This is a genomic window from Streptomyces lusitanus (assembly GCF_042647945.1).
GTDB classification, from domain to species: Bacteria; Actinomycetota; Actinomycetes; order Streptomycetales; family Streptomycetaceae; genus Streptomyces; species Streptomyces pseudogriseolus.
Genome location: NZ_JBHRWL010000026.1, coordinates 43,793 through 59,292, shown reverse-complemented (window position 1 = coordinate 59,292; position 15,500 = coordinate 43,793). Strand labels below are relative to the sequence as shown.

General features: G+C 73.2%; 16 protein-coding genes. 9 read left to right on the top strand and 7 right to left on the bottom strand.

Going from position 1 to position 15,500, the window contains the following annotated elements:
* The first annotated feature begins 138 nt into the window (after window positions 1-138).
* Complete coding sequence (locus ACFOSY_RS29310) at window positions 139-819, top strand: class I SAM-dependent methyltransferase (RefSeq protein WP_394312594.1); 681 nt, start codon at window positions 139-141, stop codon at window positions 817-819.
* 111 nt (window positions 820-930) lie between these two features.
* Here ACFOSY_RS29310 and ACFOSY_RS29305 read toward each other — a convergent pair whose 3' ends face one another.
* The gene (locus tag ACFOSY_RS29305; RefSeq protein ID WP_394312591.1) at window positions 931-1,629 is read right to left on the bottom strand and encodes an RNA-binding S4 domain-containing protein; all 699 of its coding nucleotides are present in this window, start codon (window positions 1,627-1,629) and stop codon (window positions 931-933) included.
* A 51-nt stretch (window positions 1,630-1,680) separates the two neighbouring features.
* On the opposite strand from ACFOSY_RS29305, the gene ACFOSY_RS29300 reads away from it, so the two are divergent.
* Together ACFOSY_RS29300 and pip are read left to right on the top strand one after the other, a co-directional pair.
* Window positions 1,681-2,421: a uracil-DNA glycosylase gene (locus ACFOSY_RS29300; protein WP_394312589.1), complete on the top strand. Its 741-nt coding sequence runs from the start codon at window positions 1,681-1,683 to the stop codon at window positions 2,419-2,421.
* 32 nt (window positions 2,422-2,453) lie between these two features.
* A complete protein-coding gene (gene pip, locus ACFOSY_RS29295; RefSeq protein WP_394312587.1) occupies window positions 2,454-3,431 on the top strand; it encodes a prolyl aminopeptidase in 978 nt (325 codons plus the stop codon).
* Between the two features lie 51 nt (window positions 3,432-3,482).
* Here pip and ACFOSY_RS29290 read toward each other — a convergent pair whose 3' ends face one another.
* A complete protein-coding gene (locus ACFOSY_RS29290; RefSeq protein ID WP_394312585.1) occupies window positions 3,483-4,619 on the bottom strand; it encodes a glutathione-independent formaldehyde dehydrogenase in 1,137 nt (378 codons plus the stop codon).
* Between the two features lie 220 nt (window positions 4,620-4,839).
* Here ACFOSY_RS29290 and ACFOSY_RS29285 point away from each other — a divergent pair, with 220 nt between their 5' ends.
* A complete protein-coding gene (locus ACFOSY_RS29285) occupies window positions 4,840-5,031 on the top strand; it encodes a hypothetical protein (protein WP_031018510.1) in 192 nt (63 codons plus the stop codon).
* A 16-nt stretch (window positions 5,032-5,047) separates the two neighbouring features.
* On the opposite strand, the gene glpK is transcribed toward ACFOSY_RS29285, so the two are convergent.
* Entirely contained in the window at window positions 5,048-6,565 is a 1,518-nt protein-coding gene (gene glpK / locus ACFOSY_RS29280; RefSeq protein ID WP_394312582.1) for a glycerol kinase GlpK, read from the bottom strand.
* Window positions 6,566-6,604: 39 nt separating this feature from the next.
* Window positions 6,605-7,447, bottom strand: coding sequence for an MIP/aquaporin family protein (locus tag ACFOSY_RS29275; protein ID WP_394312687.1), 843 nt, complete (start codon window positions 7,445-7,447; stop codon window positions 6,605-6,607).
* A gap of 394 nt (window positions 7,448-7,841) precedes the next feature.
* Between ACFOSY_RS29275 and ACFOSY_RS29270 the strand changes: the two genes are divergently transcribed.
* Complete coding sequence (locus ACFOSY_RS29270) at window positions 7,842-9,728, top strand: FUSC family protein (protein WP_394312580.1); 1,887 nt, start codon at window positions 7,842-7,844, stop codon at window positions 9,726-9,728.
* 34 nt (window positions 9,729-9,762) lie between these two features.
* Here the strand turns inward: ACFOSY_RS29270 and ACFOSY_RS29265 are convergent, their stop codons facing one another.
* On the bottom strand, window positions 9,763-10,713 hold the full coding sequence (locus ACFOSY_RS29265; protein WP_394312577.1) for an endonuclease/exonuclease/phosphatase family protein: 951 nt from the start codon (window positions 10,711-10,713) through the stop codon (window positions 9,763-9,765).
* A 134-nt stretch (window positions 10,714-10,847) separates the two neighbouring features.
* On the opposite strand from ACFOSY_RS29265, the gene ACFOSY_RS29260 reads away from it, so the two are divergent.
* Together ACFOSY_RS29260 and ACFOSY_RS29255 are read left to right on the top strand one after the other, a co-directional pair.
* Window positions 10,848-12,212, top strand: coding sequence for an amidohydrolase (locus ACFOSY_RS29260; RefSeq protein WP_394312575.1), 1,365 nt, complete (start codon window positions 10,848-10,850; stop codon window positions 12,210-12,212).
* 405 nt (window positions 12,213-12,617) lie between these two features.
* Window positions 12,618-12,803: a hypothetical protein gene (locus ACFOSY_RS29255; RefSeq protein WP_019525306.1), complete on the top strand. Its 186-nt coding sequence runs from the start codon at window positions 12,618-12,620 to the stop codon at window positions 12,801-12,803.
* 29 nt (window positions 12,804-12,832) lie between these two features.
* Here the strand turns inward: ACFOSY_RS29255 and ACFOSY_RS29250 are convergent, their stop codons facing one another.
* Complete coding sequence (locus ACFOSY_RS29250; protein WP_394312573.1) at window positions 12,833-13,288, bottom strand: hypothetical protein; 456 nt, start codon at window positions 13,286-13,288, stop codon at window positions 12,833-12,835.
* Window positions 13,285-14,058: an ATP-binding protein gene (locus tag ACFOSY_RS29245; protein ID WP_394312569.1), complete on the bottom strand. Its 774-nt coding sequence runs from the start codon at window positions 14,056-14,058 to the stop codon at window positions 13,285-13,287. Before ACFOSY_RS29245 ends, ACFOSY_RS29250 begins: the two co-directional genes overlap by 4 nt.
* Before the next feature lie 223 nt (window positions 14,059-14,281).
* On the opposite strand from ACFOSY_RS29245, the gene ACFOSY_RS29240 reads away from it, so the two are divergent.
* Window positions 14,282-15,142, top strand: coding sequence for a helix-turn-helix domain-containing protein (locus ACFOSY_RS29240; RefSeq protein WP_394312567.1), 861 nt, complete (start codon window positions 14,282-14,284; stop codon window positions 15,140-15,142).
* Entirely contained in the window at window positions 15,143-15,427 is a 285-nt protein-coding gene (locus ACFOSY_RS29235) for a DUF397 domain-containing protein (protein ID WP_394312565.1), read from the top strand.
* Window positions 15,428-15,500: the final 73 nt, after the last annotated feature.

The window sequence follows — 15,500 nt, the reverse complement described above, 5'->3', positions numbered from 1 at the left end:
ACCCTGTCGGTCCCGAGCTCCTCGTACTCCGGGTGCCCGATCCTTCCGACCGCACCCCCTGTCACTCGTTCGGGTGGCATCGGCGGGGACGGGAACGGACGTGCGGGCGCGGCCCGTTCGACGGGCATGGAGCAGATGATGCGGGCAGGGTATGCGGGGACGGGACCCGGGGCGATCACCCCGGACGGCTGCGCGGTGGAGCTGTACGCGCGGCTTCCCGTGGGGGACGAGCCGGACGTGATCGCGGGAGCGGTGCCGGCGGGGGCGCGGATCCTGGAGCTGGGCTGCGGGGTGGGGCGGATGACCCACGCGCTGCTGGAGCGCGGCTTCGAGGTGACGGCGGTGGACGAGTCCGCCGAGATGCTGGAGCGGGTGCGCGGGGCACGGACGATATGCGGCCCGGTCGAGCGGCTCGACCTCGGTGAGACCTTCGACGTGGTGCTGCTGGCCTCGTTCCTGGTGCACGCCGGCGACCCGGAGGTGCGCAGGGGCATGCTGCGCACCTGCGCGCGGCACCTGGCGGAGGGCGGCTGCGTGCTGATCCAGCGGGAGGGCGCGGACTACCACACGAACGTGCCGCGCGAGCGCGTGGACCCGGCGGGCTTCACGGTGCGGATCGTCTCCGTGGAGCCGGCCGGCGACGGCGCCGACTCGGTCCACGCGGAGTACGTGTTCCCGGACGCCACCTGGACCCAGACGTTCCGATCCCGCCCGCTGACCCCGGAGCAGTTCGAGACGGCACTCGAGGAGGAGGGTCTGAGAGTGGACCGGTACCTGACGGAGGACGGGATGTGGGTGAGGGCGGTGCCGGTGCCTTGACCCCGGGCGGGTCGGATCGGGGGCCACGGGGCCGGTCACCTCGGCTTGGATACACCGTGCCGATGCTCGGCGGACGCCGGAATTCCGAGCCGCTGCTCAGGAACCCGTGCCTCAAGGCCGGGGCGTGCCTCCCGCGCCCTTGTTCCGGCCTCGGCGTCCGCCGCCGCCCGTCCCGCGGCCGCCCGTGCCGCCCGTGTTGCCCGCGCCCCCGCGGCTGCCCGGTGTGGCGCCCGGGCCTCCGAGGGCGGGCGGGGTCGCGAAGCCGCCGGACGGCCCGGGGCCGCCCAGGGCCCGGAGCCGTTCCAGCTCGCGGCGGTCCCGCTTCGTCGGGCGGCCCGCACCGCGGTCGCGGATGCCGGCCGGGGCGACGGCCTCGCGAGGCGGGGGCGGCGGGGAGTTGTCGATGTAGCACTGGACGGCGACCGGCGCCCCCACCCGCTTGCGGATCAGCCGCTTCACGACGACGACCCGCTCCCGCGTCTCGACCCGCACGCGTACCTCGTCGCCGACCCGCACGGAGTGCGACGGCTTCACCCGCTCGCCGTTCACGCGGACGTGCCCGCCCCGGCATGCGGCGGCCCCCATGGACCGCGTCTTGACCAGCCGCACCGACCAGATCCAGCTGTCGACCCGCACGGTCTCGCCGTTCTGCGGACCCGCAGCCTCAGCGGCGGCCACCGCCGCGGCGGTCTTCGCGTCCACCGGCTCGGGCGTGGCCCCCGCCACCGCCGCCTTCGGCGTGGCCGCCGCGCCGTCGGCACCCTCGTCCGCCATGGCGGTCCTGTCGTTCTGCGCACCCTCCGCAACCATGCTCCCGACCTTAGCCCGCCCGGCCCCCGACCGGACGCCTACCGTGGAGCCATGGACCCCGAAGGCCTCACCCGGCTCGACCGGCGTATCGCCGGCTGCCGTGCCTGTCCGCGCCTGGTCGCCTGGCGTGAGGAGGTCGCCCGTACCAAGCGGGCCGCGTTCGCGGACTGGACGTACTGGGGGAGGCCGGTGCCCGGGTTCGGGCCGCCCGACGCGCGGCTGCTGATCATCGGGCTGGCGCCCGCCGCGCACGGCGGCAACCGCACCGGCCGGATGTTCACCGGGGACCGCTCCGGCGACGTGCTGTACCAGGCGCTGTACGACGTGGGCCTGGCCTCCCGGCCGACCTCCGAGCACGCCGACGACGGGCTGGAGCTGTACGGGGTCCGCGTCACCGCGCCGGTGCACTGCGCCCCGCCCGCCAACAAGCCCACCCCGGGCGAACGGGACGCCTGCCGGCCCTGGCTGGTGCAGGAGCTGCGGCTGCTGCGGCCGACGGTCCGGGCGGCGGTCGTCCTCGGGGCGTTCGGCTGGCAGGCGGCGCTGCCCGCGTTCGCCGAGGCGGGCTGGACCGTGCCCCGCCCCCGGCCCGTCTTCGGGCACGGCGCCCAGGTCGAGCTGGCCGCCGCCGACGGCCCGCCGCTCGGCGTCTTCGGCTGCTTCCACGTCAGCCAGCGCAACACCTTCACCGGCAAGCTCACCCCCGAGATGCTCCGGGACGTCCTGCGCACGGCGGCCGGGGCGGCCGGGCTGAACCCGCACGAAGAACCGGGCCCCGCGAAAAGGGGATGAGCATGACCGCCCGGCGGCGCTACGGTGCCCGGATGGGCAGGTATCCGGAGATCGAACCGTACGACCACGGCATGCTCGACGTCGGGGACGGCAACCGCCTCTACTGGGAGACCAGCGGCAACCCGGACGGCAAGCCCGCGGTGGTGCTGCACGGCGGACCCGGCTCCGGCGCCGGCGCCGGACTGCGGCGCTACTTCGACCCCGACGCCTACCGCATCGTCCTGTTCCACCAGCGCGGCGCGGGACGCTCGCTGCCATCGGCCGCCGACCCCGCCACCGACATGAGCGTCAACACGGCGCCGCACCTCATGGCGGACCTGGAGCGGCTCCGCGCACATCTGGGCATCGGGCGCTGGCTGGTGTGGGGCGTGTCCTTCGGTTCGGCGCTGGGCCTGCGGTACGCGCAGACCCATCCCGGCGTGGTGTCCGAGCTGGTGCTCACCGGCGTGGCCACCGGCTCGCCCGCCGAGGTCGACCTGCTGACGCGGGGCCTCGGCCGGATCTTCCCGGAGGCGTACGAGCGGTTCCTCGCCGAGCTGCCCGAGGACGAGCGCGACGGCAACCTGGCCGCCGCATACAACCGGCTGCTGGAGTCGCCCGACCCCGAGGTCAGGGCGCGGGCCGCGCAGGCGTGGACGGACTGGGAGACGGCGATCATCCCCGCCCCGCCCGGCTCCGTCGAACGGTTCCGCGACCCGGCGTACCGCCTGGGCTTCGCCCGCACCGTCACCCACTACTGGGGCAACGACCACTTCTTCGGCGACTTCCCCGGCGACGGGGGAGAGGAGGGCGTCGTGCTGCGCGACGCCCACCTCCTCAAGGACATCCCCGGCACGCTCGTCCAGGGCAGCCTCGACCTCGGCAATCTGCTCGGCATCGTCTGGCGGCTGCACCACGCCTGGCCCGGCAGCGAGCTGGTGATCGTCGACGACGCCGGGCACGACGCGGGCGCCGTCGGGGACGACGCCCTGATCGCGGCGACGGACCGGTACGCCCGCCGCCCGCACTGACGAGCGGACCCTGCCGGGGCCGGCGGCGGGGACGGGAACGGGAACGGGGACTCAGGGGTGCAGCACCACCTTGGTGTAGCCCTCGATCCGCTTGTCGAACTTGTCGTACGCCGACGGCGCCTGGTCCAGCGGCAGCTCGTGCGAGACCACGAAGCTGGGCTTCGCCCGGCCCTCGATGATCATGTCGCGGAGCTGCCGGTTGTAGCGCTTGACGTTGCACTGGCCGGTGCCGAGCTTCAGGCCCTTCTCGAAGAGCTTGCCGACCGCGACCATCAGCATGCCCTGCTTGGCCGCCTCGTCCGGGCCGCCCGGGTCGGACGGCACGTACAGCCCGGGGATGCCGAGCATGCCGGTGGCCCGGACCGTGCGGATCAGCGCGTTCAGCACGGTCGCCGGCTCCTCGCGGTCCGTGCCGCCGCCCGCCGAGGCCTGGTAGCCGACGGCGTCGATGCCCTTGTCGGTGCCCATGCCCTCGGTCTGCTCCTGGATCTGCTCGACCGGGTCGCCCTCCGCGAAGTTGACGGGGACGGCGCCGATCTCCTCGGCCTTCTGGAGCCGCTCGGCGACGCGGTCGACCACGAACACCTTCCGCGCGCCGCGCAGCAGCGCCGAGTAGGCGGCCATCAGGCCGACCGGTCCGGCGCCGTACACCGTGACGCTGTCGCCCGGGCGCACCTGGGCGAGTTCGCAGCCGTGGTAGCCGGTGGGGAAGATGTCCGCGAGGAGCACGAAGTCCTTCTCGTGCTCGGTGCCCGGCGGCAGCTTCAGGCAGTTGAAGTCGGCGTAGGGGACGCGCAGGTACTCCGCCTGTCCGCCCTTCCAGGGGCCCATGGCCACATAGCCGTAGGCGCCGCCCGGGAAACCGGGGTTGACGGTGAGACAGTACCCGGTGAAGCCCTCGACGCAGTTGGTGCAGAAGCCGCAGGCGACGTTGAAGGGCATGACCACGCGGTCGCCCTCCTTGACCGAGGTGACGCCCGGGCCGACCTCGGCGACGACGCCCATGTTCTCGTGGCCGAAGGTGATACCCGGCTCGGCGGCCGTACGGCCCTCGTACATGTGCAGGTCGGAACCGCAGATCGCGGTCGAGGTGACCCGTACGATCACGTCGTTCGGATGCTGGATCGACGGGTTGTCGACGTCCTCGACGGCGACCTCGAACGGTCCCTTGTACACGACGGCCTTCATGGTGCGATCTCCGTTCGGTTGGTGTTCTGCGTGGTGCGCAGCGACGCCCCTCCCGATGGCCCGCGTGACCCGTATCTCATGATTCTCCGGTCTTGTGGCCGGAGCAAGCCGGTAATATCCGACGAATATCGTGCGACGCCCACCCCGCTCCCGAGGGCGCCGCACCCGGCGATCGGATCGCCGCCCGATGCGACACCGACGAGAGGGGAAGGGCGGAAGAATGGCAGCTCAGAGGCTGGGAACACTGCTCGTGGCCGTGCCCGGGCTGTCCGGCACCACATACCCCCCGGGCACGACCGTGACCGTCCGCGGCCGCGGCGCGACCGTCGACGCGTTCGTCAACGGTGACTGGCTCCCGCTGTCCTGGTGGGAGTTCTCCGACGGTCTGCGCGAGGACATCGCCGACCGCTGACCGGCCGTTGCCGGGCTCAGTCGACCTTCACCCAGTCCAGGGTGCGCTCGACGGCCCGCTTCCAGTCCTCGTATCCCTGGCGGCGCCGGTCCTCGTCCCAGCCCGGCTCCCACCGCTTGGACTCCTGCCAGTGCGAGCGCAGCTCGTCCTGGTCGCTCCAGAAGCCCGTGGCGAGGCCCGCGGCGTACGCGGCGCCCAGCGCGGTGGTCTCCGCGACCACGGGCCGGCTGACCGGCACCCCGAGCACGTCGGCCTGGATCTGCATGCACAGGTCGTTCGCGGTGACACCGCCGTCCACCTTGAGCACGTCCAGGTGCACCCCGGAGTCCTGCTCCATCGCCTCGACCACGTCACGGCTCTGGTAGCAGATCGCCTCCAGCGCGGCCCGCGCGATGTGGCCGCCCGTGTTGTACCGGGACAGGCCGACGATGGCGCCCCGGGCGTCGGAACGCCAGTAGGGGGCGAACAGGCCCGAGAAGGCCGGCACGAAGTACATGCCGCCGTTGTCCTCCACCGACCGTGCCAGCTGCTCGCTGTCCGGGGCGCTGCCGATGATCTTCAGCTGGTCGCGCAGCCACTGCACCGCCGCGCCGGTCACGGCGATGGAGCCCTCCAGCGCGTACACCGCGGGGCTGCCGGCGAACTGGTACGCCACCGTCGTCAGCAGACCGTGCTGCGAGCGCACCAGCTCGGTGCCGGTGTTCAGCACCAGGAAGTTGCCGGTGCCGTAGGTGTTCTTCGCCTCGCCGGGGGAGAAGCAGACCTGGCCCACGGTGGCCGCGTGCTGGTCGCCGAGGACGCCGGTGATCGGCACGGCGGCGCCCAGCGGCCGGGACGTGCGGGCCTGGCCGAACGCCTCGGGGTCCGAGGAGGCGTGGATGGCCGGGAGCATCGAGCGCGGGATGCCGAAGATGCCGAGCAGCTCGTCGTCCCAGTCGAGGGTCTCCAGGTTCATCAGCATGGTGCGGCTGGCGTTGGTCACGTCCGTGGCGTGGATGCCGCCGTTGGGCCCGCCGGTGAGGTTCCACAGCACCCAGGCGTCGGTGTTGCCGAACAGGGCGTTGCCCGACTCGGCGGCTTCGCGCAGCCCGTCCACGTTGTCCAGCAGCCACTTGATCTTGCCGCCGGAGAAGTACGTGGCCGGTGGCAGCCCCGCCTTGTGGCGGATCACGTCGCCGTGGCCCTCGCGTTCGAGGGCGGCGGCGATGCTGTCCGTGCGCGTGTCCTGCCAGACGATCGCGTTGTAGTACGGACGGCCGGTGCGCGGATCCCACACGACGGTCGTCTCACGCTGGTTGGTGATGCCGATGGCCCGCAGGTCGGAGGCCGTCAGACCGCCGTCACGGAGGGCGTTCTGGATCACCGTGTTGGTGCGCTCCCAGATCTCCACCGGGTCGTGCTCGACCCAGCCGGAACGGGGCAGGATCTGCTGGTGCTCCAGCTGGTGCTTCGCCACCTCGTTACCGGCATGATCGAAGATCATGAATCGGGTGCTGGTGGTCCCCTGATCCACCGCGCCGACGAATTCGGGCATCGCTGAAACCTTTCTGAGTGACGACGGGTCCCGGGGCGTCTACGGCTCCTCGGTGGCCGGGCCTTCCTCCTGGGCCTCCATCGCCCGCGCCCTGGCGGTGATCAGCGGCTTGATCAGCAAGTCGTAGACCAGTACGCCGGCGACACCGCCGATCAGCGGACCGACGATGGGAATCCACCAGTAGCTGCTGAACCAGCCGAACGTGCCCGGGAGGGCGATGTCGCCCCAGCCCTCGAAGTACGTGAACAGCCGGGGGCCGAAATCGCGCGCGGGATTGATCGCGTATCCGGCGTTCGTCCCGAAGGTCAGACCGATGGCGACGACCACCAGACCGATGAGGAACGGGTGGAGATTCGACAGCGGCGCGACATTCTTGAGGTCGATGAGCGCGCAGATCAGGAGCAGCAGAATTCCGGTGCCCACGATCTGGTCGAGCAGCGGCCCCCACCAGGAATCCCCGAAGTATTCCGCGGGGAAGGTGGCGAAGATGGAATACGTGCCCAGTGATTCGTCGCGGGGCAGCCCCGCCTTCGCGTTCGACGCGTCGATCGCCCAGTGGTAGCAGGCGTAGACGAGCGCGGCGGCGACGAAGGCGCCACAGAGCTGGGCCAGCCAGTAGGCGGGCACCTTCTTCAGGGGGAAGTCCCTGCGCACCGTGAAGGCCAGGGTCACCGCCGGGTTGAGGTGGGCGCCGCTGATGCCGCCGGCCACGTACACGCCGAACACGACGGCGAGGCCCCAGCCCCAGGCGATGATGAGCCAGTTCGCCGGCCCGAACTCCACGAACTGCCGCCCGGAACCGGGCAGGCCGACGACGGCGACGGCGACGGATCCGACACCCAACAGAATGAGGACGAAAGTCCCCAGGAATTCGGCGATCATCTCGCCGCCGATGCCTTCGCGATAGCCGCGTCGGCGCGGAGCTGTAATGCGGTCAGCCATCAGCTCTCCTCGTACAGAAATGGCGCGGACTGTGCCTCCCCATGTGGGCAGCGTAGGTCCGCCGCCCATTCCGGGCGCGCGGAGAACGGTCTTTCCCACCAACGGCCCAATTCGGTGGGCGAAAGGGGAGGAGGCGGCTGATACTGCGGGGCTTTTCCCGGGGCCGGGAGCGGTGCGCCGGAGGCGGAAGGCGCCGTGTCCGCCCGGCCGTCACGCCGCCGAAACACGCCCGTTCCGTGCCGTCCGCGAAGTACGCCTACCGTGGGGGCATGAGTTCCGCCCCGGTCAGCGTTGCCCGAAGGAGCAGGCCCACCGACCGGACGACAGGAGCCCTGTGACCCGCACCGCCCCCGCCGTACCTCCGTGGCTCGCGCATGCCCTGCGGTCCCAGCGCGGACCGGTCTCCTGGAGCGCGGTGCTGCGCGGCGCCCTGGGCGGCGGGCCCCTGCTGCTCGCGGCCGTGGCCGCCGGGCGGCCCACCCTCGGGGTGGTCGCCGCGATCGGCGCCATGTTCGCCGGGATCAACGACCGGCCCGGCAGCCGGCGCGCCTCCGTGGCCCGGATCGGCACGCCCGCCCTCGCGGGCGCGGCCGGGCTGCTGACGGGCACCGTCGCCGGGGACCACGCGCCGGCCCTGCCGCTCACCCTGCTGCTGACCGCGCTGGGTCTGGCCGCCGGAGGGATCAGCGCGCTGGGGCCTGTGGGGTCCGCCGCCGGGACGCAGCTGCTGGTCGGCGCCGCCGTCGGGGCCGGCATGCCCCTGCCCGAGCCGGCCTGGCTGCGGGCGGTGGCGTTCGTGGCGGGCGCCGCCTGGCTGCTCCTGCTGCGGCTCGCGCTGCCCACCTCCCACTCCCTCGCCGGGGACCGCCGGTTCGAGCTGCGCTTCGACGGGGAACGGGCCGCCGTCGCCGGGGTCTACGACGCCGTCGCCGCGCTGCTCGACGCCGCCGGCTCGGACGGCGCCACCGCACGGCGGGCCGCGCTCACCGCCGCCCTCGACCAGGCGCAGGACGCGCTCGCCGGACCCCGGCTGCGCCGCCGCCCCTCTTCCGCGGCCGAACGCCGGCTGCACGTCCAGTACGCCGCGGCCCTCCCGCTCGCCGAGGCCGCGACCGCGCTGGCCTGGGCGGGGGAGCCGGTGCCGCCCCGCGCCTGTGAGGCGCCCCGCCGCCTCGCCGCCGCCGTGCGCGACGGCGCCCCCGCGGGCCCGCTCCCCGCCCCCACCCGTTCCGCGCCCGGCCTGCGCGCCCTGGACGACGCCCTGCTGCACGCCGCCGAGGCGTTCGACCGGGCCGACGGCAGGCGGCTGCACGGCCGCAGGCGCACCCGGACCGCCGCCCTGCGGACCGTCCTCGGCGCACGCGGCCGCGAGTACGGGATGCGCGTCGCCCTCTGCTTCGGCGCGAGCGCCGCCGTCGCCCAGGTCCTCCACCAGGCCCACTGGAACGGCCGGCACGAACACTGGTACTGGCTTCCCGCCACCGCCGTCTTCCTCGTCAAGCCCGACCTCGGGCCGCTGGCCTCCCGCGTGCTGTCCCGCGCCGCCGGGACCGTCCTGGGCGCCCTGCTGTTCGCCGGGCTCGCCGCCGTGCTGCCCCGGCCGGAGGGACTCGTCCTCCTCGTCACCGTCTGCGGGGCGCTGATCCCGCTCGCCACCCGGCACTTCGCCGCCCAGACCGCCGTCGTCACCGTGCTCGTGCTGGCCCTGGTGATGGCCGGGGGCGAACCTCAGGCGTCCCTCGCCCGGATCGGCGAGACCTTGCTGGCCTGCGCCATCGTGCTGGTCGTCGGACACCTGCCCACGCCCGGCCGGCGCGGCGACGCCATCCGGGCCCGGCTCGCCGAGGCGAGCGGCGCCGCCCGGGAGTACCTCGCGCATGTGCTCGAGGGATCGGCGGACCGCGAGGCCCGCTGGGCGCTGCGCCGCGAGGCCTACCGCACCCTCGCCGAGGCCCGCGCCGCCATCGCCCTCGCCGCCGCGGAACTCCCGCCCCTCGCCCGGCACGCGGACGGCGCCGACGAGATCGCCGCGGCCCTCGAACGGCTCGTCGACACCACCACCGCCTGCGCCGTCCACCTCGACGACACCGGCGGCCTCGACCCCCACCACCTCCGCCGTCTCACCGCCCTCCGCGACGAACTCGCCCGCCACGGCGCGCGCATGCGCCTGGACCTGCCGACGGCGGGCGGGGACGTACACGTGGGGGCGCGGCACAGGTAGTCGCGCGCGGGCCCGCCCGACCAGGCGCGGCCCCTCAGCCCACCCGTACCCACACCGGCGCGTGGTCCGACCCCGCGGCCCCGCGCCGTTCCCCGGGGTCGGGCCCGACGGACGGGAGCCGGGGCGGTCCGTCGGCCGGCAGGCCCGTGCCCGCCGACGTCACCCGCCGCACCAGCCGGTGGCTGAGCAGCACATGGTCGATCAGCTCCCGGCGGCCGGAGTTCACCCGCGAATAGCGTTCGGACGCCGGGATGAGCGGGGCCACGTCCCACAGCCGGAACGCGTCGCCCCGGTCCGGGCGGTCGTACCCCGGCGTGCCGATCTCGGAGCCGGGCGGCCCGAGCAGCAGCTGTGTGGTCGCCGCCTGCACCTCGTCGTTGAGGTCGCCGAGCACCGCCACGTCCCGCTCCCGCCCGTCGCCCTCCAGCAGCCGGTCCGCCAGCGCGCGCAGCGCCGCCGCCTCGGCCGCCCGCCGGTACAGCGCGTAGGCGCCGTACCGGGCCCGTTCGCCCTCGTCGCGCGGCTGGAAGCGGCCGTCCGGGTACGACAGCAGCTTCGACTTCAGATGGCAGACCGCCACCCGCAACGGCCCCCGCTCGCCGGTGACCTCCACCGCGAGGAAGCCGCGCCCGGCCTGAGAGACGGTCAGACCCGTGTCGTCCGCCTGCACCGGCAGCATCCTCGGCGGGAACGCCGCCGTGTCGGCGACCACCGTCAGCTCCGTACGGCTGAGGAAGCCCACCCGGGTGCCCCGGCTGTCGGTGTGCGAGGACAGCGCGACGTGCCAGTCGTCGTCCAGCATCCCCGCCAGATCCTCCAGCGCGCCGGGGTCGCCCACCTCCTGCACGCCGAGCAGCCCCGGATCCAGTTCCGTGATCACCGCGGCGAGCGCGGCCAGTTTCGACGCGTACGCGGCCTCGTCGCCGGGCCCGTAAGGACCGCCGGGCCGGTACAGGTTCTCCAGGTTCCAGGTGCCGAGGAGCAAGGCGGGCCCCTTTCAGCCGTGGGCGGGCTCGTGGTGAGGCCAGGGTGCGCGCCCGGCCCGCCGTGCGACAGAGCCGCGACGGGATGTCGCGGTTCGGCTCCCCCGGGGTCGGAGTCCCGTCGTACGTTGACGTGATGACGCCTTCTGCCGTGGAGAGTCCCGCCGGCCTCATCATCACCGGATGCACGGTCCTCACGCACGACGATCAAGAAGAGGCCGGCTTCCTCGAAAATGCCGCCGTCGTCGTCCGCGACGGGGTGGTCGAGGAGGTGACCGACGCCGGGGCCGTCGCCGGACGCGCGGCCGACGAGTGGATCGACGCCCGCGGGCAGGTCGCGCTGCCCGGCCTGATCAACTGTCACACCCACGCCCCGATGGCCGTCCTGCGCGGACTCGCCGAGGACCTGCCGACCGAGGCGTGGTTCAACGACGTCGTCTGGCCGGTGGAGTCCAACCTCACCGAGCGGGACGTCACCCTCGGCGCGCGGCTCGCGTGCGCGGAGATGATCCGGGCCGGCGTCACCTGCTTCGCCGACCACTATTTCCACATGGACGCGGTCGCCGAGGTGGTCGCCGCGTGCGGCATGCGCGCCCTGCTGGGGGAGGCGTACTTCTCCTCCCAGGGGCCTCAGGGCCGGGAGCGGTCCCTGGAGTTCGCTCTCCGCCACCGGGGCGCGGCCGGCGGGCGCGTCACCACCGCGCTCGCCCCGCACGCCCCCTACACCGTGAACGACGCCGACCTCGCCGCCACCGCCGAGCTGGCCCGCGCGCACGGCCTGCCCGTCCATCTGCACGCCGCCGAGAACCGCGACCAGACCGAGGCGTCCCTCGCCCGGCACGGCGTCACCCCCGTCGAGGTGCTGCACCGCACCGGCATCCTGGACACCGACGTGCTCATCGCGCACGGCACCGGCATCGTCGAGAGCGACCTGCCGCTCCTCGCACACGCGCGGGGACGTACGGCGGTGGCGACCGCGCCCCGCGGCTACCTCAAGTTCGCCTGGCCCACCACCACACCCGTACGGGCGCTGCGGGACATCGGCGTGCCGGTCGGGCTGGCCACGGACGGCGCCGCGTCCAACAACTCCCTCGACGTGTGGGAGTCGATGGCGCTCACCTCGCTGATCCAGAAGTCCACGGAGGGCGACCCGCGGTGGCTGACCTCACGTCAGGCCCTGCACCACGCCACCCTGCAGAGCGCCCGCGCGGTCGGTCTGGAGGGGAGCGTCGGCCGCATCGCGCCCGGCCACCGTGCCGACCTCGTGCTCGTCGACCTCACAGGACCGCACACGCAGCCCGTGCACGACCTCGCCGCGACCCTGGTGCACAGCGCCCGCGCCGCCGACGTCCGCACGACCGTCGTGGACGGCCGGATCCTCATGCGCGACCGGCGCCTGCTCACCATCGACGTCCCGGAGGTCGTGCGCGAACTGAACGAGCGGCTGCCCGCCCTCGTCGACCGGGGCCACGGGCGCCGCATCCAGGAGTACGACACCTGAGGAGGCGCCGGCGCACGGTGCGTGATCTGCACATACGGAAGCGGCGGCGAGAAGTGCGGCGTCGACCCATGCGTTCCGTGCGGCACGTCGGTCACCCTTCGCGACGGGACCGTCGCACGGGAGGAGCCAGTGTCGCTTCCGGAGATCGTCTCGCGCGCCGAGTGGCGCGCGGCGCGCGCCGTCGGAGGAGAGCGAAGAGCGACGGAGGGACCCAGGGGATTGCGCTACCACGACGAGTGCGACGACTGACACGGACGGTGACGGATTACTCCGAAAAGCTGAGAGCGCGCTCACACTTGGCAGTGAACGGGTGTCAACTACGTCTCAGTACCGTCACCGGACGAGGCGTTCGCCCCATGGTTGGCGTTTAACTCTACGAGTACAGCGCTACATGGAGGTGGCAGGGTGAACGGGCGAACCGTGCTCGAACGCTTTCCCGCAGGTGGACCCCGGGGCTCATGGCCCGCGGAGGAGTTCGCGCATGCGCGCCGCCTGGAGGGCCTGCCCGCCGAGGTCGTCATGGACCTCGCCACCGACATGTTCCTGGTGATCGTCCGGGGCGAGGGCGCCGGCGGTGAGGCGGTGGCGTGAGCCCGGCCGTAAGCCGCCGTGCCCGGTCGTCAGGCGGTGACGGGGCGTGACCAGACGGGGGTCGTCCCGGTGAGCCGGCACAGGGCCAGATACAGCGGTATCGGCGGCGTGTAGGGGAGCGTGCCGTCGGGGCGGTGGATCAGGCCGGGAAGGCCGGCGGCCGCGCCCGTGTCGGCGGGGGAGTCGGGGAGGACCGCGCCGGCGGCGTAGTGCGCGGGGGCGGGCCACTCCAGGGCGTAGTCCGAGTCGGACGGGACCAGCCACCACCAGTGCGCGTCATCGGCGTACACGCACCCCACGCGGGGCAGCCGGGGCAGAACCAGCGGTCCGAACCGCGCCGGCACGGCCACCGCGTCGCAGCCCATCGGGGCGGTCATGCCGTCGGGCACGGGAAGTCTGCGCGGCGCGTCCGGGGTCTGCCGCCCGCGCCGGATCCGGACCAGCGAGTCCAGACTCAGCACCCGTGTGCCGCCCGGGCCCGTCACGCGCGTCCTCCGTCCCGCTCGGCGGGTATCTTCAGGCGCTGCTCGGCGGGGTGGGCCGCGCCGCCGTCGCGGGTCTCGTCGTCGCCGTCCTCGGAGCCGTCGGCCGGACCGGGCTTGGGGCGGGCGCCCCAGCCGAGATCGTCGCGGGGCTCACCGGGGCCGGAGGCGGGGGTGGTGCGCGGGGAGCCGACGGGGCGGGAGGAGGCGGCGGTGCGGGAGGAGTCGGCGGTGCGCGGGGAGCCGGTCGCGCCGACGGGGGAGTCGGTCACGCTCGAGGTGTCGGCGGTGCGGGCGAGTTCCGCCCAGACCAGCAGACCGGGACCGTGCTCCTGGGCGCCCCACGCGCGGCACAGGGCGTCGACGAGCAGCAGTCCCCTCCCGTGCTCCTCCTCCGGCCGCTGCCGGGTGTTCGCACGCGGCCGGCCCGGCGCGCAGCCCTCGTCGCGGACGGCTATGCGCAGCAGGTCGTCGCCGTCGTGCAGCTCGCAGACGACATGGCTGCTCGCCGTGTGCACGATGGCGTTGGTGACCAGCTCGGACACGACCAGGGCCGCCGTGTCACAGGTGTCCTCGCAGACCGACCAGCCGGTCAGCCGGGCCCGTGTCAGCCGTCTCGCCTGCGCGGGGGAGCCAGGGTGAGCGGCCAGCTCGAAGCGGAACCGGCGCTCGGCGACGGCCCGGGAGGGGGCGGCGGCCGGAGCGGCGCCGAGGCCGACGGGAGCTGCTGCGGCGTCTGTTCCTAAGGGCGCGGACGGAATCACGCTTGCCACTATCGCCCCGCCGTGAACACTTGGCAAGTGTCACTCTGAAAATTGCAGAGTGCTGTGTGGCGGTCTGGACGGGCGTGGCACACTGCTCGCAACAGCACCTCGCGCGGCGCCAGTTGGGATCGCCGGAGATCGATTCGAATATGTGTTCGTGTCACCCGATCTCCGTGCCTGATCACCGGACGGCGCCGCCCGGCTGTCAGGATTTGTTCGAGGGAGGTGAAGCGTGAGCGAACCCCGGTCCGCACCGACGGTCGGGCAGGTCGTCCTCGGCCGCCGCCTGCTGGATCTGCGCGAGCGCGCGGGTCTCAAGCGGGAGGAGGCCGCCCGGATCCTGCGGGTCGCCCCCGCCACCGTGCGCCGTATGGAGATGGCGGAGGTGGCGCTGAAGATCCCCTACCTCCAGCTGCTGCTGAAGGCCTACAACGTCTCCGACGAGGAGGCCGAGGCCTTCGTCCAGCTCGCGGAGGACGCCAACAAGCCCGGCTGGTGGCAGCGCTTCCACGACATCCTGCCCGGCTGGTTCTCCATGTACGTCAGCCTGGAGGGCGCGGCCTCCCTCATCCGCAGCTACGAACCCCACTTCGTCCCCGGACTGCTCCAGACGGAGGACTACGCGCGTGGCGTACTGCGCTCCGGCGCCATAGGGCAGACCCGGCCCGAGGACATGGAGCGCCACGTCGACCTGCGCATGCGGCGCCAGGAGCTGCTCACCCGCGAGGACGCGCCCCGGCTGTGGGTCGTCATGGACGAGACCGCGCTGCGCCGCCGGGTCGGCGGCCCGGAGGTGATGCGCGCGCAGATCGACAAGCTGCTCGAGGCGTCGGCGATGCCCAACGTGACGCTGCAGATCGCGACCTTCGACAGCGGGCCCCACCCCGGCACGTACGGGCCGTTCGTGCTGTTCCGATTCGCCGTGCCCGAACTTCCGGACATGGTCTACAGCGAGTACCTGACCGGCGCCGTCTACCTGGACGCGCGCACCGAGGTGGCGACCCACCTCGAGGTCATGGACCGCATGGCGGCGCAGGCCGCCACGGCACATCGCACGAAGGAGATCCTCCGGGATCTCCGCAAGGAGCTGTGAATGGAACTCATCAGGCCACCGAAGACCCAGTCGCGTGCGCGGGCGCACGCCGGCCGGATCTACAACGGCATGCCCGCGCGGGAACTGGGCAGCGAGGGCTGGCACAAGCCCTGGAGCGGCGGCAACGGCGGCAACTGCCTCGAGGCGATGAAACTGGACGACGGCCGCATCGCCGTCCGCCAGTCCACCGACCCGGACGGTCCCGCGCTCATCTACACCTCCGCCGAGATGACGGCCTTCATCGAGGGGGCCAAGGCCGGAGAGGCGGATTTCCTGCTGTCCTGACCTCCGATTGCCGCACTACCTTTGCTTTCTTCCTTGGCACTGAATTGATCACTAACACTTGCAGACAGTTACG